The following is a 24,807-nucleotide window of genomic DNA, read 5'->3' as shown; positions in this document are numbered from 1 at the left end:
CTCAGAAGGAAGGATTCCTGGGGGACCTGTTCGACTTTTAGTCGCGCTTAGTCGTCCAGGAGTTCGATGAACTCACGGGCCTGTTTGATGGTGATGTCCGAGTGGCGTGTCAGGGCCAGAGCTGCGCCCTCCACATCACCGCTTTTTGCCAAAGTCCGGATTCGTCCGTAGATCTCGTCGTTGAGCATGTTGCTGCTCACCTCGCGGGTCACATCGCCTTTGCTGACGATGGCCCGGTACCGGTAGGGGAAACGCTCGGGCTCGTCGTCGTCGTCCGACAACAGATCCTTGGGCTGCGCCTCTGGCGTGAAGGGCTGTGGGTGGGCGGCCAGAGCGCCGACGGCGTCGCGCGACGCCCGTAGCCCCTCACCAGTGGCCTGCAGATACAGTTTGATCGCTGCCATGCCCTGACCCTGGGCAATGAGCGAATAGAGCCGCCTGTGCTGTTCCTCATTCAGCTTCGCCGCGGATTCTTTGGCCAGCTGAACCGGATCCTTGGGGGAGTTGGCTGCAGCTACACCAGCCTTTGTCTCGGCCGAACGCTTGCTAAAGGAACGCATCAGCAGCAATACGCCCGCAATGACCGCGATCAAAATCACGAGCGGGACAAACAAGGAATCCATGGCGTTGTCAGAGCCGATCTACGTAGTTCTTAGCAGTGAGTAAGTCTGAATGTGTGGCCTGGCGGAAGACCTTGATGGCTTCTATCTTGCGCCCGCCGCGAACCAGGTTCTGCAACTCAAAGGCGAGCTGCGGATTGAGCTGCCCATTGGGAAGCACCGCAGGCTGATGCCCCGTCTGGGCGCCCGCCGTCCTGGCGGCTTGGGCCTGATGAGCGGCCCGGCTTTGCTCTGTCTGCTGGGTGTGCTGGGCCTCGTTCTGGCTTGGTTTGGTGGAAGCCTCGATCTTGGCCCTGGCAGCAAGCGCAGCCTGAACTTGCGAGGCTTGGTGCGCTGCGGAACGGGCCGCAAGTTCGTGTTGATAGCGCTCGGCATCAGAAAGGCCTGTATCGCGCGGTTTGAAGGCCGCTGAAAGCGCCCACAGCAGGCCCACGAGGACAATTAGCGGAAGGGCAATCATCAGCACGTCACCAAAGTTCATCCCCATGCTTAGAGCTTATGCCAGAACTTGGTTATCCACAGCACATTCCAGTCTCGGCATAGACTTCTGAGAGGGCAGTGTCAAATTAAGGCCCGCTTTGTAAGATGCATCACATTTGCGGCATGTTTAGCATGGATTTGAGGCCCTGATGACCAACCAGATCAGCTGGGTCTGTGGATGGTTTTCCACCAAAACTTTCTTTGCTCCACAGCCTGTGATGAATGTTTCCGCAGGTCAGAACCTAGTTACTGCAAAAAGAATTTCTCTATCCACAGGGTAACGCACAGACTGTGCACAACGTGGGGGCGGTATTCCACAGGTTATCCACATGTGCACTTGACGGCGGACTTTGCGCCCGGACTGCACACCGCTAACGTGGCTCGGGTACCTGTTTCAGTATGGAATTTGCCCTCTCAGTGACCTTCAAGCAGCCGCGCGCAAACATGCTTGGGGAGACTTCTGTGGATAAGTTGTGGAAATTGGGGAAAGCCGAAAATTGTCGGACCCCCATGGATATAACAGGAGCACTCGGCTGGTCCGGAGGCTCGGGCAATCCATCCCAGGTTCACCTGCGCTTTACGCACCACTGAGGGATTAACTCTCTGCAGCGGTACACAAATGGAGGACGGCTTTGTCAGTTACGCACTTGGACTCAATCGAGGGCACACGCGCTTCGGACTCGAGCCGGAAACCTCCGCAAGATATCCCCGCTGAGCAGTCAGTCTTGGGCGGCATGATGTTGTCCAAGGATGCCATTGCCGATGTTGTGGAAATCGTCCGTGGTCATGACTTCTACCGTCCGGCTCACGAGACGATTTACGAGTCCATCATTGATCTCTATGGCCGCGGCGAACCTGCCGACGCTGTAACGGTTTCCGATGAACTGACCAAGCGAGGTGAGATCAACAGGATCGGCGGACCTGCCTACCTGCACGAGCTCATCCAAACTGTGCCTACGGCAGCCAACGCCGGCTACTACGCCGAGATCGTGGCAGAGCGCGCAGTGTTGCGCCGCCTCGTGAACGCAGGCACCAAGATTGTCCAGATGGGCTATGGCCAGGACGGCGAGGTGGAAGACCTCGTCAACCAGGCACAGGCCGAAGTCTATGCGGTTGCAGAAAAGCGCACTGCCGAAGACTACGTGGCGTTGAAGGACGTCATGGAGTCCACCGTGGATGAGATCGAAGCTTCCGGGCATCGCGGCGAAGGCATGGTGGGCGTTCCCACCGGTTTCTACGAACTCGACGAACTGACCCACGGCCTCCACCCTGGCCAGATGATTGTTATCGCGGCCCGTCCTGCGGTTGGTAAGTCCACCTTCGCGTTGGACTTCGCCCGATCGGCAGCCATCAAGCACAACCTGGCTACGGTCATGTTCTCCCTCGAAATGGGTCGGAACGAGATCGCCATGCGTTTGCTCTCGGCAGAGGCAACCATCGGGCTGCAGGACCTTCGCAAGGGCACCATCAAGGACGAGCAATGGTCCAAGATCGCCACCACCATGGGTCGCATGAACGACGCCCCGCTTTTCATCGATGACAGCCCCAACATGTCACTCATGGAAATCAGGGCAAAGTGCCGCCGGCTGAAGCAGCAGCATGACCTCAAGCTCGTGATCCTGGACTACCTCCAGCTGATGAGCTCCGGTAAAAAGGTTGAGTCGCGCCAGCAGGAAGTTTCCGAGTTCTCGCGTGCCCTCAAGCTGCTAGCCAAGGAACTTCAGGTTCCCGTCATTGCGCTGTCACAGCTGAACCGTGGTTCCGAGCAGCGCCAGGACAAGCGCCCCATGGTGTCTGACCTTCGTGAATCAGGTTCCATCGAGCAGGACGCCGACATGGTCATCCTGCTCCACCGTGAAGACGTGTATGACAAAGAATCGCCGAGAGCCGGCGAGGCCGACATCCTCATCGCCAAGCACCGTAACGGTCCCACCAAAGACATTGTTGTCGCGTTCCAGGGCCACTACTCGCGCTTCGCGAACATGGCCGGCGATTCTGGTGGTGGGGGCGGGTTCTAACCCTTCAGGCTCAGGGCCCGGCCTACGCGAACGGGGGAGGGCCAACGATTTCGATGCCGCCATTTACCCGACCGGATTCTCGAATCCGGTCGAAGTCCACCGCCTGAGCCTCGTCTTCCGTGCGAAGAGGTTCGCTGGCGCCGTCGTAAAACGCCTGCGAGCTGCCGGGTGTGTGGAGGCATAAAACGCGGGTTCCGTCCTGAAGAACTTTGAACGCGTGTGGCACGCCGCGGGGCGCAATGGTCACTCCGCCGGCGGCGACGCGATGCTCCTCACCGTCCATGTTCATCAGGATCTCTCCGGCCAAGATGTACATGGTCTCGTCAGACTCCGGATGCGTATGCATCGGCGTCACCTTATTGAGGGACATTTCGTCTTCAAAGAGGAGGAACGCCCCTGCTGTCTCGTCAGCCGTCGCTTTCCAAGTATGGATGCCGCCACCGAAGAACCAGCGCTTGGCCCCTTCTCCGGGCTGTCGGATGATTGCCGATGCTGCCTTCTTCGTCTCCATGGTGCTCGCCTCAATGCGTTGTAGGAAGACTTTATGAGACGTATGTCTCATGACAAGACTCATGTACCATGAGGGGTATGTCAAGAGCCTACGTTGACGTTGGGCGGACCGGTCAAAAGCGTCGCACCCTGGAGGCGCTCCTCGCGGCAGCCCGTACCCTGATCGCGTCCGGCGTTTCTCCCACTGTGGATGAGGCCGCTCAAGCGGCGGGCATCCCACGAAGCACCGCCTACAGGTATTTCTCCGGACAGCGGGAGCTTCTGGCTGCCGCCCATCCTGAAACTGCACGAACATCACTGCTTCCGGCCTCTCCTCCCGAGGGTGTCGCGGAGCGATTGGACGCAGTGGTAGTGGAGTTCCTTCGGATTATTGTTGAAACCGAAGCCCAGCAACGCACCATGTTGCGGCTTTCGCTTGAGCAGTCAAACGGAGAAGGCAACAGCCTTCCCCTCCGGCAGGGCAGGGCAATTGGCTGGATCACCGAAGCGCTTGCCCCACTGCAAAGGACAATGACGGACCGGGACATCCATCAATTGGTCTTGGCGATACGCAGCGCCATCGGCATTGAGTCCCTCGTCTGGCTAATCGACGTCGGCGGGCTTAGTCGTGTGGAAGCCGTCGCCTCAATGAGGTGGACGGCAGGGGCCCTGTTGTCCCATGCGCTCTCCGGCGGGCTCCCGGTCCGCGTATAGACCTGCACTTGATTTAGTGGGGTGTTTTCATCAGGGCTTCGGCTGTTCAAGGCCGGGGAAGCACCAGCAGGTACCCAGTGGGGAGCGCGCTGCTCCAGCGTCGCGGCTCCCGGACCACGAACTGCGTCGCCAGCTGTTCAGGGGTCAGCAGGCTGTTGGGCGCAGGGGAAGGCCCCCACTGCCCACTGCCGTAGGGATAGAGCGGATCCTGCACGCGAATTCCCGTGACGGAGAAGTCCGGGAACTGGGAGGGATCCCCGAGTGACTCGAATCCGCTCATCACCCAGGCGTGACGGCCACTCCACATGACCAGGCCGACCGGACGGCCTGTAGTGGCCATGGCCCGTGCTGCAGTTCGAATTGCTTCCCCATAATTACCGATGCTGACGACTTCGTAGGGCCCCATCCCGACGGCTGTCAGCACCGCTGCCCAGCCAAAGGGGTTCGCGCCGTTGAAGGAGTCGGACGAGCGCATTCGCGCCATTTCCCACAGCTCGGACTGCTGGGCGCGGCCCGCCCACGTGCCGCCTCCGGTATCGTCGACGAGGTTATGCGCGATCTGGATGCTCGCTGCGACACACCAATCAAAGGTGTACTGCGGTACGAAGTCGCCTTCTTGGTACAGGTTCAGGGAGTACGCCTGAGGCACCGCTACAGGCGTTGGGACTGGAGCCGGTGTCTGAATCGGAGGAGGGGCTGTTGTCTGAGTGGGCCCCTGAGCTGGACCGGCGACACCGCCGGCCACTGGCTGGGCCGTGGAAGATGATGTCTGTTGATTCGGAGCGGCCTCGTCTACGCCGGTCGCGGACGAACAGCCTGAAAGGAGAACGGCCAGGGCGAAGAACCAAGCCGGAAGACGGGCACGGGCACCGGTCATGATCCAGTTTAGCGCCCGGCTGTCTTCCACCTGAAGGCAGCCTTTTCCGCCATTGGCTGCGGGCGCCGCTACGCTAAATGCGACGGAGCGTGGAGTATGGGCGACTTGGGAGGGTTCCTGCCACCCACGGCCGAACCGACGGTACCAGCGGAATTTGCCCTCGGCCGTCGCGAATAATCAGCACCACCGCGCCTATCGCGGCGGCAAGGGAAGCCAAGCCCAACAGGACTAAGACAACAGCAAAAGCCAGAGACATTTCCACGCACCTCTAGGCTTAATTTTACTGGTGTTCGGGCCTGAGGTGATGGAGTTTCAGCTAGTTGCCGGTCGCCTTGAGCAAATGATCCGGCAGCCGATTCCCCGGAGCCCGGCCTCGGATTTCCAACAACTCGCGGGCGTGGGCATGCAACTTCCTGTCCTCTTCGGACACAGGAACCCACTCAGGAATGGGCACCGCCGTTCCCGTTTCGTCCCGGGCCACCATCACGGTGAGGCAGTACGTTGTTAAGTTCATCTCGCGGGTTTTCGGATCACCGGAGCGGACGTGGACAGCGATGTGCATCCCCTTTGCGCCCGTGTAAACGAGACGAGCTTCTACTTCCACCACGTGGCCGATCAACAACGGCCGGTAGAAGCGCACGCCGCCTGAGAACACTGCCACGGTGTCCTTGCCGCAGTATCGCGAGGCGCAAACGTACGCGGCTTCGTCGATCCATTTCATGACGATGCCGCCGTGGACCTTGCCGCCCCAGTTCACATCAGTTGGGGCCGCCATAAACCGCAGGACGACGCGCTCGGCGGTCCCGGCGTCGGTATATTCCTGGGCGTTCATCGCATTGACGATCTGTTCACGAACTTCAATGCGCGCAAGCGCATGATCCCTTTGCTCGATTTCTTCCGGGGTGGCGGGCTCGAATTGCGGCACGGGAATCGGCTTGCCGTCAGGTCCGACCGCCACGAAAATCACCATGCACTGGCTGTGCATCGTCTCCGGTCCGCCCTTGGGGTCACGGGAACTGACCACCGTGTGGATGTGCATGGAGGAGCGACCCGTATACACGATGGTGGAAGTTACCTCCACCATGTCGCCGCTGTTCACCGGATCGGTGAAGTGAATGTTGCCCACGTAGGCGGTGACACAATACGACTTAGCCCAGCCCACCGCTGCGGCGTACGCGGCCTTGTCCACCCACTCAAGGACTGTGCCAGCGTCGACCGAGCCGCTGTGTCCAATGTCCATCGGAGCCGCAAGGAAGCGGAGGGTCACTGAATTGTCGGCTGTCTCACTCATGCTGGAAGTTTACTGTCGGCATGTTTCTGTTACGTGAGTAAGTCTGGACCCGCTGTCCAAGTGACCGGACGACCGCTGCCTACCCGCGCTGGATTCCCAGGGTTGCGATGAGATCCTCATGCAGCTCGAACCATGCCCGGTGGAAGGAATCGCAGTCGGTTGCAGTGAACCAGGCAATGTCCCTCCGGGCGTGCTCGAGCGCGTCCATCAGCCGCCGGGAGTAGCCCCCGAATCGTGGCAATGATCCCGTCAGGCGTTCTTCCAACAGACTCCACGAAGCCAGCGCCTCCTCCAAAATCCCGGAGGCGGCCGTGCCCGTCACTTGCTGCAGTTGGACGGCGCTGCAGGCACTGACGACGGTCACATTGAGGTTCACGAACTCGCCGTGCACCCCGATCACCGCTGGGCGGGCGTCTTCACGCTCCAGCTCAGCTGCGAGGAGGCGTTCATTCTCTACACGCCCGGCACTGGACAGGGACCACCCACTGCTACCAGCAAAGGAAGTATGGGAAACGAACCCGAGCACGCCGGCGTCGATGAGTTCGGATTCGACCAAGCTGTGATCCCGGTTGAATCGATCCGCGACCGCTTGGGTTTCGGCGAACCCGAGGAGCCGCACGGCGTGAAGTGTAAACAACAAGTCGCCAGTCATTAGGTGATTCCGCAACGGCAGCACAGGCAACTGTGCCCAAGGATCCGTTGATCATCAGAAAGCTTCCGTCCGCGAGCAACGTCATAGCGTCCCGGACACCTACTACGGCCGGTATTCCGAACTCACGGGCAACGATCGCGGCGTGGGACAACATTCCGCCATTCTCAGTGACAACTGCCGCAGCCATTCCGAAAAGTGGCGTCCACGCGGGGTCCGTGGTGCGGCCCACCAAGACATCGCCAAGTCGAAACCGACCGAAGCAATCAGGCCCGTTGATGCTTCGCGCTGTCCCGGAGGCGGTCCCTGCGCTCGCGGCGGTTCCGCTCAGTGTCAGAGCCATCGTCACCGCACACCAGGGTTCGGTCGATCCGAAAGCCGATCCAGTCGTTGTTGTGCGGCCTGGGCGGAGCGGAGCCCGAGGCTCTCTGCAATCTGCGGCCACGTGAGGCCTTCTGCCCGCGCAAGAAACAGAAGCGCGGTTTCGACGGCGTCCATCTCACCACGAGCGGCGGCCACCAGCGCGAGGGCGCCACGTAGATCCGAGGCCTCGACGGGGGCGAGATTCGCGTCTGCGCCCTGGTCGGAACCCCGAGACCGCCAGAGTACGTGCTGGATCAGGTCCATAGCGGCGGGAGGTTGGCTAGGAGCAAGCCAGGGCCGGCGACTGAGGTTTGACCCACCCCTGTCCATGAGTAAACGGACGGCGCTGGTTTCCCGCTCCGCTTCGTCAGCGTCCTGGGAGCCTCCGACGTTTTCCATGTGCTGCTCCTTCGCTTCTTCGACCCCAAGCATGGAATATCAACATTATGTTGTCAACATACTGTTGATGCTGCCCTTCTAAGTGACACAGCCAGCGTTGTACTTGATACACAAATGAGAATCAATATCATTTAACGCATGCCTCATCATCCCATCCTTATTTCCCCTGTCCCAGCCACCCCGAAACGCCGATTCCCCGCAAAGCCGCTTGCCGCCGTCGGGCTTTCCGCCCTTCTGCTGACCTCGTGCGGAGCCCCTGGAGGGTCAGCGGGCAATGGTGCAGAGCCCGCCGCTTCCAGCAGTGAGAAGTCCAGCCCGAAAGAGGCCGGCGGGCCCATTTCGCGTCTGGTTTACACGCACGATGCCGGTATTGGAGTCCTGGACGCCACCACCCTCAAGCCTGTGGGAGGAGCGGAATTGTCCGGTTTCAACCGACTGAATCCAGCTGGAGACGGACGCCACGTGTTTGTTTCCACGGGAGACTCGTTCCGCCTGTTCGACGCAGGTGCCTGGACCGAGCCGCACGGTGACCATAGTCATCACTACGTCGCTGAGCCCAAGCTGACCGAGCTGGCGTTGGAAGCGGACAAGTCCGGTCACGTGGTTCGTCATGCCGGTAAGACAGTCCTCTTCAATGACGGATCAGGCAAGGTTGAGAGCTTCAAGTCGTCCTCATTGGGTGCTTCGATCGAGGATGGTGCCCTGCCCGCAACCGACGTCTACACAACGCCAGAAGCGCATCACGGTGTGGCAGTCGAACTTGAAGATGGCAAGTTGCTGGTGACGCTCGGAAATGAGGAAAGCCGCTCCGGAATCGCTATCCTCACCGCAGGTAAGGGCCAAGAGCGTCAGGAAATCGTCCGCAATGAGGACTGCCCTGGCGTCCATGGTGAGGCTGTTGCTGCCGGAGAAGCTGTGGTGGTCGGTTGTGAGAACGGCATGCTGATTTACAAGGATGGCGTGATCACCAAGGTGGCCAGCCCCGATGCATATGGACGTCTGGGTAATCAGGCGGGTTGCGAGAAGTCGCCCGTGATTCTGGGGGATTACAAGGTGGACAAGGCTGCTGAGCTGGAACGCCCAACCCGTATTTCGCTGGTCAACACTGAGACCGCAAACCTTCAGCTTGTGGATATTGGAACCAGCTACTCCTTCCGCTCGCTGGGGCGCGGACCTGCCGGTGAAGCTCTGGTGCTCGGAACTGATGGTTCCTTACGCGTTATCGACCCGGTTTCCGGTTCTGTGACCTCGACGATCCCGGTTGTCGCCGCTTGGGAAGAATCCACCACGTGGCAGGACCCGCGTCCCACGCTGTTTGTCCAAGGCTCGACGGCGTTCGTCACTGAACCTGCGACGAGCACCATTCACGCGGTGGACTTGAAGACGGGCAAAGTGAAGAAGTCAGCTGAGCTGGAGCATGTTCCGAATGAGCTGACTGGTGTAGAAGGCTAAACGCTCTCTCACTTCCAGCGGCTTAAAGCCGGATGTTCTATCGCTTTCCTGACGAAAGGGAGAGAACATCCGGCTCAATGGGCTGGTATGTGAGAGAACGTCTGGGGTTAGCAGGGCGCTTACGCGAGGACGCGGAGCTTGGATCCCTGCCTGGCGAAGAGTGCGTTGTCGGCGGAGAGCTTGCCGGCACCAGCAAGAGCGAGGGCCAGGGCGGCGCCGGCGAAGAGCAGAACTAGCTCGTATCCACCATTGGCGACGAAGACGCCAGCCGGTGCGTGAACCAGGAACAGTGCGCCGAGCATGTCAATGGCGAGGAGGGCTGCGAAGACCCTGGTCAGGAGCCCGATAATCAGCGCGATACCTCCCACGAGTTCAAGGGTTGCAATCACCGGGGCTACCGCGGAAGCGCCGGGGACACCCATCTGCGCGAAGGAGGCCTGCGTTCCGGCGATGGTGAATTCGTTGAACTTCTGCCAACCGTGCGCGGCGAAGAGAAAACCTGCAATAACGCGCAGGACGGTCAGGGCTGTGGTGCTCAGGCTGGACTTGTTCATAGCTTCAACCTTTGCCCAGATAAGTTGAAGAGTCAACCAATTAAGAAGTTCCGTGACTTTTCCCACGTGGCCTTGCTTGTAGCCATGGCTGCAGAAGGCGCGTCGTGATCGGCAGGAAGATGTACGTCATCAACGGCGTCAGGATGACGATATTCAGGAGCACTTGGAACACCAGCGGCCACCCCTGCGTCAGGGGGTGCAGCAGGAAATTAGCCAACAGACTGAGTGGGAAGAAAGGCAGGAAGATGCTGATAGCTTGCTTCCAACGAGGCGGCACAACGGTTTCGGGGACGACCACAGAGGCGTCACCGGCCTGTGAAAACCAGCCCTCGATTCCTGTGCGCCGTTCAACGCGGGTGGTCTCCATCATTTCCCGGGCGCTATCAATCCACCAGCGCCGCTCCTCGGACTGCTCCCATCCGTGCAGCGTTTCAGCATCAGCGAAGCGGTAGAGCATGTGCCATTCGTTTGATCTGGCGCCACTCCGAACCCATCCCAACCCCAGATACCCAGGCCACTCACGCGCCAATTCCTGGCCGGCGTGTGCCCAGGCGTTTGCTTGTCGGGTGTACCCCGGAAGGATGGTGCGGGCAACGGAAACTGTAACGGGATGCTTGTGTGACACGGCCCCAAATTTACCCGCCCCCCGAGAAGACTAGGCTTGTTTAGTGCCTCAAACCACAACCATCACCACTCGTTCGAATGCCCGCGAGATTCTGCATCTGGCAGTGCCCGCGTTCGGTGCGCTCATAGCCGAGCCGCTGTTCTTGCTGGCCGACTCCGCCATCGTTGGCCACCTTGGCGTCGATCAGCTCGCTGGTGTTGGCCTGGCATCCACGATCATGCACACCGCAGTGGGACTTATGGTCTTCCTGGCATATTCGACGACGCCGGCGGTTGCCCGCGCGATCGGTGACGGTAAGTTGGCGAAAGCTTTGGCTGCAGGGCGCGACGGCGTGTGGCTGGCTTTGGTGCTGGGCATTTCGCTCGCTGTGGTCGGCTTCGTCGCTGCCGAACCTCTCGTAGGTCTGATGGGCGCCACCGGCGATGTGCGTGGGTTCGCGGTCGATTATCTGCGCTGGTCGATGCCCGGGCTCGCCGCGATGCTCCTGATATTCGCAGGCACCGGCGTGCTCCGTGGTCTTCAGGACACCCGGACTCCTCTGGTGGTTGCAACTGCAGGTTTTGCGCTGAACATCGGGCTGAACTGGTTTCTCGTGTACGCCGTGCACCTCTCCGTGACCGGTTCGGCGATCGGGACCAGCATTGCGCAATGGGCCATGGCCGCAGTGTATTTGGTGATGGTCGGGCGGAATGCACGGCAACACGACGTGTCCTTCAAGCCCGACTGGCACGGCATCCGGGCCATGACCAAGGTTGGCTCGTGGCTGATGCTGCGCACGCTCAGCCTCCGCCTCGCCATCCTCGCCACGGTCCTAGTGGTCACAGCCCAGGGTGCGGTGAACCTCGCCGCGCACCAGTTGGCGATGACCATTTTCTCCTTCCTGGCCTTCGCTCTGGACGCCCTCGCCATCGCCGCGCAAGCCTTGATCGGGAAGGAGCTGGGTGCGAGAAATGCTGGCCGCGTCCGGGAACTCACGCGGACCATGATCCGATGGGGTCTCGGTTTTGGGGTGGTCACCGGGCTGCTGCTGGCGTTGGTTGCTCCTTGGGCCGGCTACCTCTTCACCTCTGATACCGGTGTCCGGGAGGCTTTGACCCTTGCCCTCTGGGTCCTCGCCGTCGGACAGCCGTTGGCGGGCTACGTGTTTGTCCTCGACGGAGTCCTCATCGGTGCTGGCGACGCGCGCTATCTGGCGATTGCCGGCGTCGTAAATCTTGCGGTCTATGTGCCACTGCTGGCGGCCGTCCATGTCATCAGGCCCGACGGCGCGGCGGGCCTGGTGTGGTTGTGGGTCGTCTTTGCGCTCGGCTACATGCTGGCCCGCGGGGTCACGTTGGGGTTGCGTGCGCGCACTGATAAATGGATGGTGCTGGGTTCGCACTAAACTGGACGCGTGACTCTCCCAGCGAATTCTGCCCAGACACCGTCTGCCTCCGTGGCCGAGCTCTGGAAACCCGTGCTGATCCGCGCTGCGGTTGCACTGGTATTTGGCCTTGTCACGATCTTCTGGGGATCGCCTTCTGTGCAGGTCCTCGCGTGGGCTATCGGCCTCTATCTGCTGGGGACGGCAGGCGCTTTGTGGATGTCCCCCGTTCTGCCGGCGGCCGTTCCGGTGGTGGTCGCTGCAGGCGGTGTGGCGGCTTTGGTCACTCAGTCCGACGCCGGCGTCGCGCTTTCCGCCGCCGCAGCGCTACTGGTACTTGGCGTCTTTGAACTGGTCCACAGCCTGCGAAATCGCGACACGTTGACCCGTGACTGGATTGTTTCCGGCGTTATCGCTGTGGGTACTGCAGTGGCGTTGCCGTTCTTCATTTCGCTCGGGGCGCACGCCCTTTTGGGCGTCGCTGGTGGCGGCGCGATCCTTTCCGGAGTGTTGTGGATGCTCTCCGGACTCACCCTCCGGCATGACGCTCAGTCGGGGACCCAGGCCACTGCGCCGGGCGCTTCCCCCGAGGCCGTAAACTAGTAGCTGGACGTTCTACTCGCTGTAGAACTTTTGCAACCGGCGGGGAGCCGAACAGGCCCGCCATCATTGGAGGAATGACCGTGGCAGACCAGACACCAAGAGAGCCGCGCAAGATGCGGACCTCGGTCAAGGGACCCCTCATGTTCTCCGCGTTCTTCGCAGTACTGGCATTTGTTGCCGTGCTGATCTTCGCCTCGGGCGGCAGCGCACGCGCTCCCCGGTTCGACCTCGCCTTCACGGGCGCCGGTATCGCGTTCATCGTGAGCCTCGTAGTGGCTGCGATGCTTTCCATGAGCCACAAGGAAAACGCCGAGCACCTGGGCAAGGGCTCGGGCGTCAATCTCAGTTCAAAGCGCCCAGGGCACGGCGGCTCCGCAGCCCCCGGTTCGGCTGCTGATGAGACAGAAACTCCCGACGGCGGCCACTGACCTTCCAGCGCTTCCTCACTTCGGTGGGGAGGCGCTTTTTTGTGGGGCGGGTGCCCCTTAACGTCCCGGCCCGCTGACGCGCATATCCGCGACCGCCACGGAACGCGTGCGCGCCACGAAAATTCGTCTGCGCCACCTCGATCCGGGTGGCACTCGTCCGTTTATTGGGCGCCGCGGAATTTGCGTGGCATAGGTGGCACGCGATGGGATCTGCGGGGGAAACCGGCGTTAACGGCGAGGAACGTCACGAGGAAGCATCCGCCCATGAGCAAGCCTGCGTCCGGCAGGACGACGTCGTAAGTGAATCCGTCGATCTCACCCACCTGACGCTCAGGCTTGTTGTAGCCCCAAACCAGAAGCAGGGCGCCCGCCACAGCGAGAACGATATACACGGCCCAATTTCCCACCCACCAAAGGCTCAGTCGACGATTAAGGCGTAGGGGAAGACCCAGGGCCACGGCGAGGCCCATTGCAATAGTGGGCCATGTCCGGCCAGTCTGGTGGCCGAACCCAGGCGGTATGAGGTTGCCTGTGTGCCTGAAATCGCCGATCCTGGTTTGGTTGTTCCCCCATGTCAGCCATTATGCAGGGTTCTTACTCGCCTTCGGCAGCTTTCTTGGGATATGCATTATTCGGGGTTGTGCGGCGACGCCACCGAAGAGGCAGTGCCGCGTTGACAAAGAGGAACGCTAGTAGGAACCACCCGCCGCAAAGCAAGCCGGGGTCCGGCGTAACGACGTCATAGGCGACTCCATCCAAGATGCCAACCTGTCGCTGGGTTTTGACGATGCCGGCGACCATGAGCCCTACCGCGACAGTAGCGACTGAAACATGTGCGCCTCCGTTCCCAGTCCACCAGCGACTGAGGAGAGGAGCCAGACGAACAGGCAGGCCCAGCACCATGACGGCAATGATGGCGAATGCTGGAATTATCATGCCGCTCAATAGCAAACCGACGATCCCCGCCAAACCGTCATAATCGACTGTTAGGGACATTTGGATCATGACCCAAGTCGGCGCCAACAGGGAGAACGCAATTCCCAACTGACCGAAATTTGTCATGCCCCCTGTCCCGTACCGCTCTTTGGGGAGGGTGCCGAGCGTTGGCCGCCTTGGGGAAGGCCCTGTCATCTGGTGCTGCCAGTCCGCGTCCTGAAATCGAGTCTGAGCCGTAACCGGGTAGCGCGGCGGTCCGGCGTTGATACTGCCTTCGTTAGCGTCACTCGATGTCCCCATGTCAGCCATTATGCAGGGTTCTTACTCGCCCTCAGCAGCTTTCCTTGCCCTATATGCCGCGACGTGGGCCCGGTTGGCGCAGTTACCTGTGTCGCAATAGAGCTTGGAACGGTTCCGGCTGAGGTCAAGGACCACGGCGTCGCAGTCGTCGGCGGCGCACACGCGCATGCGGTCCATTTCCTGGCTGCGGATCACGTCAATGATTGCCATGGCAGCTTCCGTGCCCATGCGGTCGGCCAAGGGTGCTTCGGGGGTTGTGGCGTGGAGATGCCAGTCCCAGTGATCGTGCTTCACGAGTTGGGGGAGTGCCTTGGCGTCAACCAGCAGTTTGTTCACAGTCTTTGCGGCGGTGTCCTCATCGGCGGACCACAGTGATGCCAATTCGCTCCGGAGGCGCTTGATACTGCGCAATTCCGCTTCGTCATGAGTCCTCGAACCGGAAAATTCTTCGGCCGCCAGAAACGCGTCAAGGTCCTCCACGGACGTCAGGGAATCCTCGCCATTGGCTGCGGTGTTGACGAGATTTACGACGCTGCGAAGTGCAATCTCGGTGTCAGGCGCAAAATGCACTTTGACTCCTTACATGTTTCGGGAGTACTGTCATGACCATAAGCCCACTTTACTCCTGACAGGAGGCTGCTGTGTCAGCTACAAAGACGAAGGCTGATGCAAAAGGTTTCCTGGCCTCAGGACTCGGCATCGCTCTCTTTTCTTCCGCAGTTTTCGGCACCTCCGGCTCCTTCGCTAAATCCATGCTGGAAACCGGCTGGTCACCCGGCGCTGCTGTTGCCGTGCGACTCACCGGTGCCGCGCTGATCCTGGCGATTCCCGGCGTCGTAGTTCTCCGCGGCCGCTGGCACCAGCTCAAGGACAACTGGCTGACTATCCTGCTGTTCGGGCTCATCGGAGTCGCCGGCTGCCAGCTGTTCTACTTCAATGCGGTGGCCCGCTTGTCCGTGGGTGTCGCACTGCTGCTCGAATACCTGGCTCCGGTGATGATCGTGCTGTGGCTTTGGATCGCCAGCCGACGCCGTCCCCGGGCCCTCACCGCTGCCGGCGCACTGCTTTCGCTGGGCGGACTGGTCCTTGTCCTGGACCTGACCGGTGCTGTGAAGGTGGACTTCATCGGTGTCCTCTGGGGCATGGCAGCCGCAGTGTGCCTTGTGATCTATTTCTTCATCACAGCCAAGGAAAACGACACTCTTCCGCCACTCGTGCTCGCCTCGGGCGGGCTTCTGGTGGGCGCGCTGGTCATGTGGCTGGTGGGCGCCTTGGGATTGATCCCCATGACATTCAGTACCGCTGATACGACCCTCGGCTCATGGACAATACCTTGGTGGGTTTCGGCTGTGGGACTTGTTATTCTCGCGACCGTCCTCGCTTACGTTTCAGGGATCATGGCGGCGCGCAGCCTGGGGTCCAAAGTGGCGTCATTCGTTTCGCTGACAGAGGTGCTGTTCGCCGTGATCTGGGCCTGGCTGCTGTTGGGCGAACTGCCGGGTTCCATCCAGTTGCTGGGCGGACTTCTGATTGTGGGCGGTGTGGTCCTGGTCCGCGTGGACGAATTGCGCGGCGACCGCAAGGCAGCCCGGACCGCTGAAGAGGCCGTCGGCGCCAGGGTCCTGGATCACGCGAACGACGTCGAACCTGTCCCCTCGGGGCCTGTCGCCAAGGTCCCACGGGACTAAAGGGCGACTGCAAGTTTTGATCCTGGAAAAGCGAAAACCCCGAACGCCTTTGCGTCCGGGGTTTTCCCAACTGTCTTAGTTGGAAGCCTGCTGCTGCTGCTCAGCGTTCTTCTGAGCGCGGTCACCGGCTTCGCGAAGGGCGTCGGCAACCTTCTTCAGGTTGGAAGCGTGCTGGCTGTCCCACTCGCCGCGGAACTTGTCAGCGTCCGGGCCCTTCCAGTCGGTGCCGTCAAGGGCACCCTTGAGCTGTGAACGCTGCTGCTCGATGTTCTCGGCACCGGCCTTCAGCTTGTTACCGAGCTGACGAAGCTGATCAACATCTGCACCCCAAATAGCCATGAGATTCTCCTTCATTTGTTCGGACCCGAGCTCTTCGGCATCCCCAGCGGCCTCCGGCTCATCCGGAAGATCCAATAGCTAAAACCTATCGTGGGATTCCAAAGAGCGTCGATGGGCACCCCTCCCCATGCAGCGCTGCCCATAGTTAGCATGGGGTTATGTGCCGGAATATCAGGACTCTCCATAACTTCGAACCACACGCTACGTCGGCAGAAGTGGAGGCCGCCGCGCTGCAATATGTGCGCAAGATCAGCGGGTCCACCAAGCCGTCCAGGGCCAACGAGGAGGCTTTCGCTGAGGCCGTCCACGAGATCGCCCACATCACTCAGCACTTGCTGGATTCGTTGGTGAGCCATGCCCCGGCGAAGAATCGTGACGAGGAAGCCGCCAAGGCAAAGGCCCGGGCTGCTGTCCGCTTCGGGACGGCTTAGCGGGCCCAACCCTGAAAACTGAAAGCAGCACATGACGTTCCGGGAACCCGGAACGTCATGTGCTGCTACGTAGTAGGCGCTACTTCCCGAACGAGCGCAGCCGCAGGGAGTTCGCCACAACAAGCACGGAGCTCGCTGCCATCGCTGCGCCGGCGATCATCGGATTCAGCAGCCCAAGAGCTGCCACCGGGATACCAATCGCGTTGTAGAAGAAGGCCCAGAACAGATTCGTCTTGATAGTGGAGAGCGTCTTGCGGGAGAGCTCAATGGCCTGGACGAGCTGACCCAGATCGCTGCCCATTACCGTAAGGTCCGAGGCTTCGATCGCGACATCCGTGCCCGATCCCATCGCAATGCCAAGATCGGACTGCGCCAACGCTGCGGCGTCGTTCACGCCGTCGCCGGCCATAGCCACAGTTGCACCGGAGTCCTGAAGCTTCCGCACCGCGTCCACTTTGCCTTCGGGCAAGACACCGGCGAAGACGTCCTCACGAGAAATCCCGACGGCGGCAGCTACCTGGGCGGCCACGGCGGCGTTATCACCCGTCAGTAGCATCGGACGAATTCCCAGGTCCTTCAGCCGCTGGATCGCAGCAGCCGAGCTGGGCTTGATGGTATCGCTCAGGCTGACGATGCCCGCAGCTTGTCCGTCCACCGCAACCCAAATTGCGGTGGCACCGCTGTTCTCCTGGGCTGCGAGTTCGTCCCGTTGGCTGGAATCGAGGGCAATGCCGTTCTCCTCAAGCCAGCCTGAGCGCCCAACGACAATCGTTTTTGCGGTGCCGTCCAACGCCACGGTTCCCCGGACTCCGCCGCCAGGAGCGGAACTGAAGTCATCCACGCCCGGAAAGGTACCGGCGTCGGGCATTGCTTCCTTGGCCGCTGCGGCAATCGCATGGGCGATAGGGTGCTCCGATGCTGACTCAACCGCACCGGCAAGGGTCAGAACTGCTGCCGGCGAGTGGCCGTTGAGGGCAACTGTATGGTCCACGGCAAGCTTTCCGCTGGTCACAGTGCCGGTCTTGTCCAACAGGATGGTGTCCACGTGGCGGGTGTCCTCAAGCACTTGTGGACCCTTGATGAGGATGCCCAGCTGGGCGCCGCGGCCCGTTCCTGTCAGCAGGCCCACAGGAGTTGCAAGCCCCAAGGCGCAGGGGCAGGCGATCACGAGGACAGCAACCGCAGCCGTAAACGCCGCATTGAGGTCGCCGGAGAAGAACAGCCACAACAGGAACGTCACCAGCGCAAGCACCAGCACGATCGGCACGAACACCGCGCTGATCCTGTCCGCCAGACGTGCGATCGGCGCTTTTCCGGTCTGCGCCTGGCTGACCAAACGGCCCATCTGCGCCAGGGTGGTGTCGGACCCAACCCGTGTGGCCCGAACCAACAGACGGCCAGAGGTGTTGATGGTGGCGCCTGTCACCTGACTGCCCGGACCGACCTCGACCGGAACAGATTCACCGGTAACGAGAGAGGCGTCGACGGCGGACGCGCCGTCAATGACTACGCCATCCGTCGCGATCTTCTCACCAGGGCGGACCACCATGACGTCATCTACCAGGAGTTCTTCAGCAGGTATTTTCTGCTCCCGGCCGTCCACCAAAATGGTGGCATCCTTCGCGCCAAGATTTAGCAGGGCTTTCAAAGCGTCGCCCGCCTTGGCCTTCGCATTTGCTTCCAAATACCGGCCCAAAAGCAGGAACGTGGTGACAACCGCGGCGACCTCGAAATACAGGCCACCGCCGGACATACTTTCCATGCCGGGATGCTCAGTCATCCGGGGATCCGCGAACAACTGCCAGGCGGAGTAGAGGTAAGCCGCGATCACCCCGATCGAAACGAGCGTGTCCATGGTGGATGCGAAATGCCGGGCGTTGATAGCGGCGGCCCTATGGAATGGCCACGCAGCCCAGCTGACTACCGGCAGCGCCAGGGCACCCACAATCCAGCCCCAATTTGTGAACTGCAGGGCGGGCACCATCGAAATGGCGAAGACGGGCACGGTCAGTATGGCTGCCGTGATCAGACGTGGGCGGAGTGTTGACGCGGCCGGGCCGTGGGACATGTGGTCTGCGTGCTCTGCGTGCTCTGCGTGATTTTCGTGGTCGGCGGGTGCGGAACCGCCGGAGCCGTGCTCTGCATGCTCGCTCGTGCCTCGCTTAGACGCATGCTGCCGCACGCCTCCGGCGGTTCCGCCGTGGGCGTGAACGCTTCCACCGTGGCCGCTTCCACCGTGGCCGCTTCCACCGGGCACACCCAGCGTTGTCTGTTCCGGTGTCATCGTGCCGTGATGGGTGGACGTATTTTGGTGGTCCTCGTGGGCCGAGGGGTCATTCGTGAGCTCCGTGGGGGTGAGTCCAACGTGGTGGTGCTCGGCGTGGCGCTCGCGGGTGTGGGGGGCCGGGGGTTGGCGGACTTTGGCTTTGTAGCCCGTGGCGTTGACGGTGTCCACGATTTGCTGGTCCGTTACCGTGGCCGGAACGGTCACATGGGCTGATTCCAAGGGCAGGTTGACGCTGGCTTCAACGCCTTCAAGCTTGCCGAGCTTCCGCTCAACTCGATTGACGCACGAGGCGCAGGTCATGCCCTCTATGTCCAGTTCGATGACCCGGGTTTCGGGCTGATTGAAGGTCTCCTGGTTACTCAAGAGGTCTCCTAGGCTTCGTTGGCTACCACCAGGTAGCCGGCTTCAGCAACGGCCTCGCCTATTTCTGAAGGCGAGAGCTGGTTGGTGGATTTGATGGTCACGGTGGACAGTCCGCCGGGGTTGAGGTCTACTGAGACCTCTTCGACGCCGTTAAGTGCTTCGAGTTCCTCGCTCACGCTTGAAACACAGTGGCCGCAGGTCATGCCGGAAACGTTGACGTTCGTCTGGATGGTCTGGCTCATGATGCGCTCCTTTGTAGTGAGTTGAATGGTGTGGTGTGTGGTGGCGGAGTTACCGCAGCAGGCGCCCGATGGCATCGGTGGCCTCCTTCACTTTGGCGTCGATCTGTTCGGCGCGGGCTTCCGGGTTGGGCTCGGAGGCAGCGCCAACCACACAGTGGCCGATGTGCTCCTCGACGAGCCCAAGGCTGACGGCGTGCAGGGCTTTCGTGGCCGCAGCTACCTGCGTGAGGATGTCGATACAGTACTTGTCCTCTTCCACCATGCGCGCGATGCCGCGGACCTGCCCCTCAATGCGTTTCAGGCGACGCAGGTATGCATCCTTGTTGCTCGTATAACCGTGTGGCGCGGCGTGCTCCAGATCCACTTCAATGGTCGGGAAGTCACCGCCCGGCTGACTAATACTCAGGTCTGCATTGCTCATGCATTGAATGTATACCCCTTGGGGGTATCAAATCAAGTACCCCCCAGGGGTATCGCGCTAGTTGTTGCCAAGGAGCGCGAAGCAAGCCGGCGATCACGTAGTCTTTGCTTTGGCGGAAGGAGAATGCCGCTGAATCCGCTTTTCTCAACGGAGGACACGTGAAAACCTCGCCGCTCGCCATAAATCTCGATCCCGCCGCCTATTTTCGCGCCAAGCTGCAGTGCGAGATTGACGTCATGGAAGTGGCAGAGTCGGAGCCGGGTTCCCTCGTTGTGGTGGACACACGCAGGCAGGCCTCATGGGATCACGGGCATATTCCCGACGCGGTACATATTCCGACTGCGCAGATTCCGGCGATGGCTGCTGGCTTGATCCCGGCGGGTTCAAAAGTGGTGGTCTACTCATGGGGTCCGGGATGCAACGGCAGCACCTTCGCGGCGCTCGCATTCGCCGAACTGGGATATTCCGTGAAGGAAATGATAGGCGGCATCGAGTACTGGATCAGGAATGGCCTCCCACTTGAGACTGCTTCCGGAGTCAGCTCGCAGAAGCCCGATCCACTGGTCACAGCTCACAAGTACGGGGACGGCTTGAAGGATTCTGCCCAAGACATCGCCCGAACCTCGGGCCGGTGATGTGAGGAACTTCGGCCGTCAGGCTTTCTTCAGTTCCTGGGCGAGCATCACGAGGATTCCGCTGGGGCCTCGGAGGTACGTGAGTTTGTAGACGTCGCCGTAGGTCGCCACGCCGCGAAGCGGATGGAATCCGTGCTTTGCAGCTACCTCGAGGGCCTTATCGATATCGTCGACCGAAAAGGCCACGCGGTGCATGCCAATGTCGTTGGGGCGCGTGGGGTCAGACTCGATCGCTTCCGGGTGGATGTATTCAAAGAGCTCAAGGCGACCCTGACCGTCAGGGGTTTGTAGCATCGCGATCTTGGCATGGTTTCCGTCAAGTCCTACAGCCATGTCGGCCCACTCGCCGCTGATCGTGTCACGGCCAATGACCGTAAGACCGAGGTCGGTGAAAAAGGCGATTGCTGCTTCGATATCGCGAACAGCGATACCGACATTCTCAAATTTGATGGCCATGCGTTGAAAGCTACCAAGGTCTTGCGATTGGCTCCAGTGATGGGGCGGCGCCGCCTGTTCACCCAGGGGACGGCTCGGCTTCCCGTTCCCGTAGCCTTGCGCAAGTAATTTGGCCGGTGCCCCCAAAGCCAAACCGATCTCTGGAGCCTGATATGTCACTCACACAACGTGCCCTGGGCGTAGCCGCCGCCTTGGTCCTCAGTGCCATCCCCGCATTGCCAGCCCAAGCGGCCCCGAGCGCAGACGCCGGTGATTCCTCCTTCACCTTCGGCGTGATCGGGGACGTTCCGTACGGTCCCGCCCAAGTCGAACGCTTTCCGCAGATGGTCACCGAACTGAACAACCAGGACGAGCTGAAGTTCGTCACGCATCTGGGCGACATCAAGGCAGGATCCGCTCAATGCACGGACGAGTACTTCGCCGCTATCAAGACGCAGTTTGACCGTTTCGAAGCTCCACTCATCTACACGCCCGGCGACAACGAATGGGTGGACTGCCACCGAGTAAACAATGGCGCCTACAACCCGCTGGAGCGGCTCGACACCTTGCGCGAAATGTTCTTCAACACTCCGGGAAAGACCCTGGGTGGCAACATGCCGGTCAAGTCCGCCGCGGAGCAGGGGCTGCCCGAAAATGTGACATTCAGCAAGGAGCGGGTCGCCTTCTCCGTCATCAACGTCCAGGGTTCCAACAATTCGCTCGCGCCCTGGTCGGGTCTCGGTGAGACCGTGCCCAATGAAGCTCAACTTGCGGAGGTCCAGGCAAGGACAGCAGCGGATGTCGCCCAGTTGCAGCGGACCTTTGCGGATGCCAAGAAGACCAATTCGCGCGCCGTCGTGATCATGACCCAGGCCGACATGTTCGACCCGTTCATGCTCTCGCAGGGTGCCGAGGCGAACCCGGAGCTCGTGAGCGGCTTCCGCCCGATCGTCGAGGCAATTGCTGCCGGGTCCGCGTCCTTCGGTGGCCCCGTCTACATCTTCAACGGCGACAGCCACGTGTACAACGACGATGCACCGTTGACCGCGGGCTCACCGTGGCTGGACATCTACGGCGTGGACGCTGCAGAGAACATCCGTCGCGTGACCGTTGAAGGTGCAGCAACGTCCAACGAGTGGCTGCGTGTGACGGTTGCTCCCAACAGTTCACGGGCCAGCGACGTTCTGAGCTGGCAGCGCGTTCCCTACGCGTCCTGAACGACGCAAGAAGGCTCGACGCCGGCACTCACCCGGGTGCCGACGTCGGGGCCTTCTATTCGGTCTCGGCTTCCTTCAGAACCAGCGCGGTCCCCTGGAACGCCCGCAGTTCGAGGAAGAAGCTGCCAAGATCGTCCACTTGCCCCACGTTTTCGCCGCTGAAGAGATCGTGGACGCTGGCGCCAGGGACAAGATGCGAGGACTGGATGCTGCCGGCGATGTCCTGGTCGGAGAAGTTCAGGACGGTGACTTCAAGCTCGCCGCTGCCGAGTTGGTTGACAAGGACGAGCAGCCCGCGGTTGGAAACGTCGGGCACGTCCAGCAAAGTGCTGGTTGCGATCCCTGATTGTTCCCTTACTTTCAGGATCTGCTGCAGTCGCCGGGCGTAGGAGCCTGGATCGTTGAGCTGTTCAGGCAACGGACCGTAAAGACTGGTAGCACGTGGCATCCCGGCCAAGGACGTCTTGGCATCGGGACTCGTCCCCATGAGGTCGTGTGCACCGCGGTTGATCCAGCGGGTGTCGCCCTGCGAAGTGAGCTCACGTACGGTGGCGCGGTCCAAAGCTGTGATGCCGGTAAGGTCCCAACCTGAAAGGGCGAAGACCCCGGGCTGCAGGGCGTTGTACATGGACAGGAGAACGTGGGCGTCAAGGACCTGGGACTCTTGTTCCTTGGTGATGGCGGCGGGGTCATTGATGCCCAGGGCCGCCATGATGAAGCTGACGGTGGTGCAGGCGATGCCGTTGGTTGTGAAGACCGCGTTGTACGGGCCATTCTCGCCCGTGAGGCGTTCACGCAGGGTGTTCTGAACCTTCTCGGCAACCTCGGCACCGGTCAGCTCTTCGCCGGCAAGCTCGAAGATGTCTTCCCGGTGGCCAGCGGCAAAGTGGAGTAGCTCGTAGGTCAGTTCATCGTGGTTCTGCAGCGCGTGCACCAGGGAGGCTTGGTCCACGCCGATCTCCATGGCCAGCCGAAGGGTCAGCCGCAGGAACTCGGTATCACCCGTGACCAGCGCGTAGTGGTAGGCCGGCCTGGTGATGAAGTCATAGGACAGATCCGGGCCAGACTCGGACTGCGCCTTGATGTCGTCAATGGTGAGGTTGAGTTCCTGGAACGAGAACCCGCCCACTTTGCGGATCATGGAACCAATGAGCTGGTTCGCTGCCTCGGACAAGGGGTGGCCTTCCGACCAGCCCGGCTGCTCCTCAGCGCTCTTCTCCACGCCGAGGAATCCGTTGGCATCCAGCCGCAGGGCGCCGGTGCCCAGGTCAAGGAGGGAGTGCAGCGCATCGCCCACCACCAAACGCATCCCGGCGAAGGTTGGGTCCAGCCAGTTAATGGACGGCTGACCGGCCTTGAAATAATGGAGATACACCCACCGACGGGTCTTGCCGGTGGTATCCACGATCGGCCGGGTGGCGCTCCAGTTGGTCTCCTTGACCCCGGGCTCGTAGAAGATCACCCGTTGGAGCCTGCCAATGATGTACCCGGCCTTTTGCAGGGCCTGCTCCGCGTCGGGACTGATGTTCACTGAATCTTCGCCCTCGGGAACATCAGGCAACAGATGCCAGTCTTCCTCGGGGATGTCCACCATGTGATAGATGCCCGGGTAATCCCGGAAGTTCATCTCGGCAAGACGGAAATCCGCGCCCTTGCCCGTGTGCCCGGGCACGATGTCGTCGATGACCGTGCCGTCATGATCTGCGGCGACTTCGCACATCCGGCGGAATTCTTCTTCAGTGCCGAACGCAGGATCGATGGCCATGCTGATGCGGTCAAAGTGACCATCAACGCTGGGCGTTTGGGACCAGCCGCTGATGCCTCCGGCCAGCTTGACGGGTCCCGTGTGCAGTCCACGGATGCCGATCTCCCGGAACGCTTTCCAGAGTCCGGGATCTCCCAAGGCGGACAGGAATGACTGGCCCTCACGGGTGATGAAGGAGAGAGGGTAGGCCGTGAACCACACGGGTGCGCGCTCCACAGCGGCCCTGGGGTTTGGCCGGGCGTAGGCGTTCTGCCACATACTCGCCTGACCTGAGAGTTGCCGTGCCATGGTGTTCGCGTCGCCGAGCATCGACTGGTTCCGAAGCCAGTCCACATACGTTGGGTTGCGCCCGTCGAATTCCAAGGAGGGGCGGGCTGCGAAGAATTGCCGCCTGCGCGCTATTGGCCGCAGGGCTTTCGGTCGGGCGGGATAGAACTGTTCGTCAAAAGTGATTTCCGCCGGCTCGGATGCTGCGCTGTCCACGGCCTCCACAGCGTCCGTAGGCTCCGCGCCGTCCGTGGGTACCCCGTCATTCGTGGGTTTCGAACCGTTGGCCGGCGTATCCTGCCCCCCGGAATCTCCTGCGAGGCTTCGGTTCTCTGACACGTTCTCGCTGGCTATGGGCTCCCGCACAGTTTTCTCCTTTACGCGGTCGCCGCTTTCGCGCCGACCTTCCGAGGGGTCGTTCAAGAGGTCGCGTACTCCGGCTTCCCGGAGTCTTCATGCTAAGCACCGGAGTACACCATTTGTCGACCCATGACTGACCTGTGGGTTGCGGAACCACCCGAAAAGGCTCGACGACGGCCCTCAGGTGAGTGCCGGC

The 24,807-nt window shown here is 61.1% G+C and carries 28 protein-coding genes and 1 pseudogene; 10 read left to right on the top strand and 19 right to left on the bottom strand.

The window, feature by feature from the left end; translation table 11 throughout:
- Positions 1–47 precede the first annotated feature (47 nt).
- Complete coding sequence (locus tag VUN82_24655) at positions 48–623, bottom strand: hypothetical protein (GenBank protein ID XAS72222.1); 576 nt, start codon at positions 621–623, stop codon at positions 48–50.
- A 7-nt stretch (positions 624–630) separates the two neighbouring features.
- The gene (locus VUN82_24650; protein ID XAS74786.1) at positions 631–1,101 is read right to left on the bottom strand and encodes a hypothetical protein; all 471 of its coding nucleotides are present in this window, start codon (positions 1,099–1,101) and stop codon (positions 631–633) included.
- A gap of 631 nt (positions 1,102–1,732) precedes the next feature.
- Here VUN82_24650 and dnaB point away from each other — a divergent pair.
- Positions 1,733–3,118: a replicative DNA helicase gene (gene dnaB / locus VUN82_24645; protein XAS72221.1), complete on the top strand. Its 1,386-nt coding sequence runs from the start codon at positions 1,733–1,735 to the stop codon at positions 3,116–3,118.
- A 22-nt stretch (positions 3,119–3,140) separates the two neighbouring features.
- Here dnaB and VUN82_24640 read toward each other — a convergent pair whose 3' ends face one another.
- Positions 3,141–3,629 carry a cupin domain-containing protein gene (locus tag VUN82_24640; GenBank protein ID XAS72220.1) on the bottom strand — a complete coding sequence of 163 codons (489 nt, stop codon included), beginning with the start codon at positions 3,627–3,629 and terminating at the stop codon, positions 3,141–3,143.
- 77 nt (positions 3,630–3,706) lie between these two features.
- Here VUN82_24640 and VUN82_24635 point away from each other — a divergent pair, with 77 nt between their 5' ends.
- Positions 3,707–4,321 (top strand): helix-turn-helix domain-containing protein, encoded by a 615-nt coding sequence (locus VUN82_24635; GenBank protein XAS72219.1) that lies wholly within the window; start codon positions 3,707–3,709, stop codon positions 4,319–4,321.
- Between the two features lie 46 nt (positions 4,322–4,367).
- Here VUN82_24635 and VUN82_24630 read toward each other — a convergent pair whose 3' ends face one another.
- The 5 genes and pseudogenes from VUN82_24630 to VUN82_24610 all read right to left on the bottom strand — a co-directional run bounded on the left by VUN82_24630 (position 4,368) and on the right by VUN82_24610 (position 7,900).
- Positions 4,368–5,198: a hypothetical protein gene (locus VUN82_24630; GenBank protein XAS72218.1), complete on the bottom strand. Its 831-nt coding sequence runs from the start codon at positions 5,196–5,198 to the stop codon at positions 4,368–4,370.
- 316 nt (positions 5,199–5,514) lie between these two features.
- Positions 5,515–6,489 (bottom strand): hotdog domain-containing protein, encoded by a 975-nt coding sequence (locus VUN82_24625; GenBank protein ID XAS72217.1) that lies wholly within the window; start codon positions 6,487–6,489, stop codon positions 5,515–5,517.
- A 79-nt stretch (positions 6,490–6,568) separates the two neighbouring features.
- On the bottom strand, positions 6,569–7,141 hold the full coding sequence (locus VUN82_24620; protein XAS72216.1) for a hypothetical protein: 573 nt from the start codon (positions 7,139–7,141) through the stop codon (positions 6,569–6,571).
- 94 nt (positions 7,142–7,235) lie between these two features.
- Positions 7,236–7,328, bottom strand: a pseudogene (locus VUN82_24615) (PEP-utilizing enzyme).
- Positions 7,329–7,483: 155 nt separating this feature from the next.
- Positions 7,484–7,900, bottom strand: a complete 417-nt coding sequence (locus VUN82_24610) for a hypothetical protein (GenBank protein XAS72215.1) — start codon at positions 7,898–7,900, stop codon at positions 7,484–7,486.
- Between the two features lie 138 nt (positions 7,901–8,038).
- On the opposite strand from VUN82_24610, the gene aztD reads away from it, so the two are divergent.
- Positions 8,039–9,352, top strand: a complete 1,314-nt coding sequence (gene aztD, locus VUN82_24605) for a zinc metallochaperone AztD (protein ID XAS72214.1) — start codon at positions 8,039–8,041, stop codon at positions 9,350–9,352.
- Positions 9,353–9,471: 119 nt separating this feature from the next.
- Here aztD and VUN82_24600 read toward each other — a convergent pair whose 3' ends face one another.
- Together VUN82_24600 and VUN82_24595 are read right to left on the bottom strand one after the other, a co-directional pair.
- Positions 9,472–9,906: a DoxX family protein gene (locus VUN82_24600; GenBank protein ID XAS72213.1), complete on the bottom strand. Its 435-nt coding sequence runs from the start codon at positions 9,904–9,906 to the stop codon at positions 9,472–9,474.
- Between the two features lie 40 nt (positions 9,907–9,946).
- The gene (locus VUN82_24595; GenBank protein ID XAS72212.1) at positions 9,947–10,531 is read right to left on the bottom strand and encodes an antibiotic biosynthesis monooxygenase; all 585 of its coding nucleotides are present in this window, start codon (positions 10,529–10,531) and stop codon (positions 9,947–9,949) included.
- Positions 10,532–10,574: 43 nt separating this feature from the next.
- Between VUN82_24595 and VUN82_24590 the strand changes: the two genes are divergently transcribed.
- The 3 genes from VUN82_24590 (at position 10,575) to VUN82_24580 (ending at position 12,925) form a co-directional block, all read left to right on the top strand.
- A complete protein-coding gene (locus VUN82_24590) occupies positions 10,575–11,915 on the top strand; it encodes an MATE family efflux transporter (protein ID XAS72211.1) in 1,341 nt (446 codons plus the stop codon).
- Between the two features lie 9 nt (positions 11,916–11,924).
- Entirely contained in the window at positions 11,925–12,497 is a 573-nt protein-coding gene (locus tag VUN82_24585) for a DUF308 domain-containing protein (protein ID XAS72210.1), read from the top strand.
- Positions 12,498–12,571: 74 nt separating this feature from the next.
- The gene (locus VUN82_24580; protein XAS72209.1) at positions 12,572–12,925 is read left to right on the top strand and encodes a hypothetical protein; all 354 of its coding nucleotides are present in this window, start codon (positions 12,572–12,574) and stop codon (positions 12,923–12,925) included.
- A gap of 161 nt (positions 12,926–13,086) precedes the next feature.
- Here VUN82_24580 and VUN82_24575 read toward each other — a convergent pair whose 3' ends face one another.
- From VUN82_24575 to VUN82_24565, 3 genes are all read right to left on the bottom strand, one after another.
- The gene (locus VUN82_24575; protein XAS72208.1) at positions 13,087–13,317 is read right to left on the bottom strand and encodes a hypothetical protein; all 231 of its coding nucleotides are present in this window, start codon (positions 13,315–13,317) and stop codon (positions 13,087–13,089) included.
- 202 nt (positions 13,318–13,519) lie between these two features.
- Positions 13,520–13,987 carry a hypothetical protein gene (locus VUN82_24570; protein XAS72207.1) on the bottom strand — a complete coding sequence of 156 codons (468 nt, stop codon included), beginning with the start codon at positions 13,985–13,987 and terminating at the stop codon, positions 13,520–13,522.
- A 195-nt stretch (positions 13,988–14,182) separates the two neighbouring features.
- Positions 14,183–14,731 (bottom strand): CGNR zinc finger domain-containing protein, encoded by a 549-nt coding sequence (locus VUN82_24565; protein ID XAS72206.1) that lies wholly within the window; start codon positions 14,729–14,731, stop codon positions 14,183–14,185.
- A 71-nt stretch (positions 14,732–14,802) separates the two neighbouring features.
- Between VUN82_24565 and VUN82_24560 the strand changes: the two genes are divergently transcribed.
- A complete protein-coding gene (locus tag VUN82_24560; GenBank protein ID XAS72205.1) occupies positions 14,803–15,849 on the top strand; it encodes an EamA family transporter in 1,047 nt (348 codons plus the stop codon).
- A 75-nt stretch (positions 15,850–15,924) separates the two neighbouring features.
- Here the strand turns inward: VUN82_24560 and VUN82_24555 are convergent, their stop codons facing one another.
- Complete coding sequence (locus VUN82_24555; protein ID XAS74785.1) at positions 15,925–16,188, bottom strand: WXG100 family type VII secretion target; 264 nt, start codon at positions 16,186–16,188, stop codon at positions 15,925–15,927.
- A gap of 158 nt (positions 16,189–16,346) precedes the next feature.
- Here VUN82_24555 and VUN82_24550 point away from each other — a divergent pair, with 158 nt between their 5' ends.
- Positions 16,347–16,619 carry a DUF2277 domain-containing protein gene (locus VUN82_24550; protein ID XAS72204.1) on the top strand — a complete coding sequence of 91 codons (273 nt, stop codon included), beginning with the start codon at positions 16,347–16,349 and terminating at the stop codon, positions 16,617–16,619.
- 79 nt (positions 16,620–16,698) lie between these two features.
- Here VUN82_24550 and VUN82_24545 read toward each other — a convergent pair whose 3' ends face one another.
- From VUN82_24545 to VUN82_24535, 3 genes are read right to left on the bottom strand one after another with little or no spacing between them, the layout of a single operon-like run.
- The gene (locus VUN82_24545) at positions 16,699–19,269 is read right to left on the bottom strand and encodes a heavy metal translocating P-type ATPase (GenBank protein ID XAS72203.1); all 2,571 of its coding nucleotides are present in this window, start codon (positions 19,267–19,269) and stop codon (positions 16,699–16,701) included.
- An 8-nt stretch (positions 19,270–19,277) separates the two neighbouring features.
- Positions 19,278–19,511, bottom strand: coding sequence for a heavy-metal-associated domain-containing protein (locus tag VUN82_24540; GenBank protein XAS72202.1), 234 nt, complete (start codon positions 19,509–19,511; stop codon positions 19,278–19,280).
- Positions 19,512–19,560: 49 nt separating this feature from the next.
- Positions 19,561–19,932 carry a metal-sensitive transcriptional regulator gene (locus VUN82_24535; GenBank protein XAS72201.1) on the bottom strand — a complete coding sequence of 124 codons (372 nt, stop codon included), beginning with the start codon at positions 19,930–19,932 and terminating at the stop codon, positions 19,561–19,563.
- 179 nt (positions 19,933–20,111) lie between these two features.
- Between VUN82_24535 and VUN82_24530 the strand changes: the two genes are divergently transcribed.
- The gene (locus VUN82_24530; GenBank protein ID XAS74784.1) at positions 20,112–20,567 is read left to right on the top strand and encodes a rhodanese-like domain-containing protein; all 456 of its coding nucleotides are present in this window, start codon (positions 20,112–20,114) and stop codon (positions 20,565–20,567) included.
- Between the two features lie 18 nt (positions 20,568–20,585).
- Here the strand turns inward: VUN82_24530 and VUN82_24525 are convergent, their stop codons facing one another.
- Positions 20,586–21,023, bottom strand: coding sequence for a VOC family protein (locus tag VUN82_24525; GenBank protein XAS72200.1), 438 nt, complete (start codon positions 21,021–21,023; stop codon positions 20,586–20,588).
- A gap of 152 nt (positions 21,024–21,175) precedes the next feature.
- Between VUN82_24525 and VUN82_24520 the strand changes: the two genes are divergently transcribed.
- On the top strand, positions 21,176–22,219 hold the full coding sequence (locus VUN82_24520; GenBank protein ID XAS72199.1) for a hypothetical protein: 1,044 nt from the start codon (positions 21,176–21,178) through the stop codon (positions 22,217–22,219).
- 55 nt (positions 22,220–22,274) lie between these two features.
- Here VUN82_24520 and treS read toward each other — a convergent pair whose 3' ends face one another.
- Positions 22,275–24,476, bottom strand: coding sequence for a maltose alpha-D-glucosyltransferase (gene treS, locus VUN82_24515; GenBank protein ID XAS74783.1), 2,202 nt, complete (start codon positions 24,474–24,476; stop codon positions 22,275–22,277).
- Positions 24,477–24,807: the final 331 nt, after the last annotated feature.

The organism is Micrococcaceae bacterium Sec5.1, from assembly GCA_039636795.1.
In the GTDB taxonomy this organism is placed as follows: domain Bacteria; phylum Actinomycetota; class Actinomycetes; order Actinomycetales; family Micrococcaceae; genus Arthrobacter.
The sequence above is the reverse complement of the archived record's forward strand: the minus strand, read 5'-3'. Positions and strand labels throughout refer to the sequence as shown.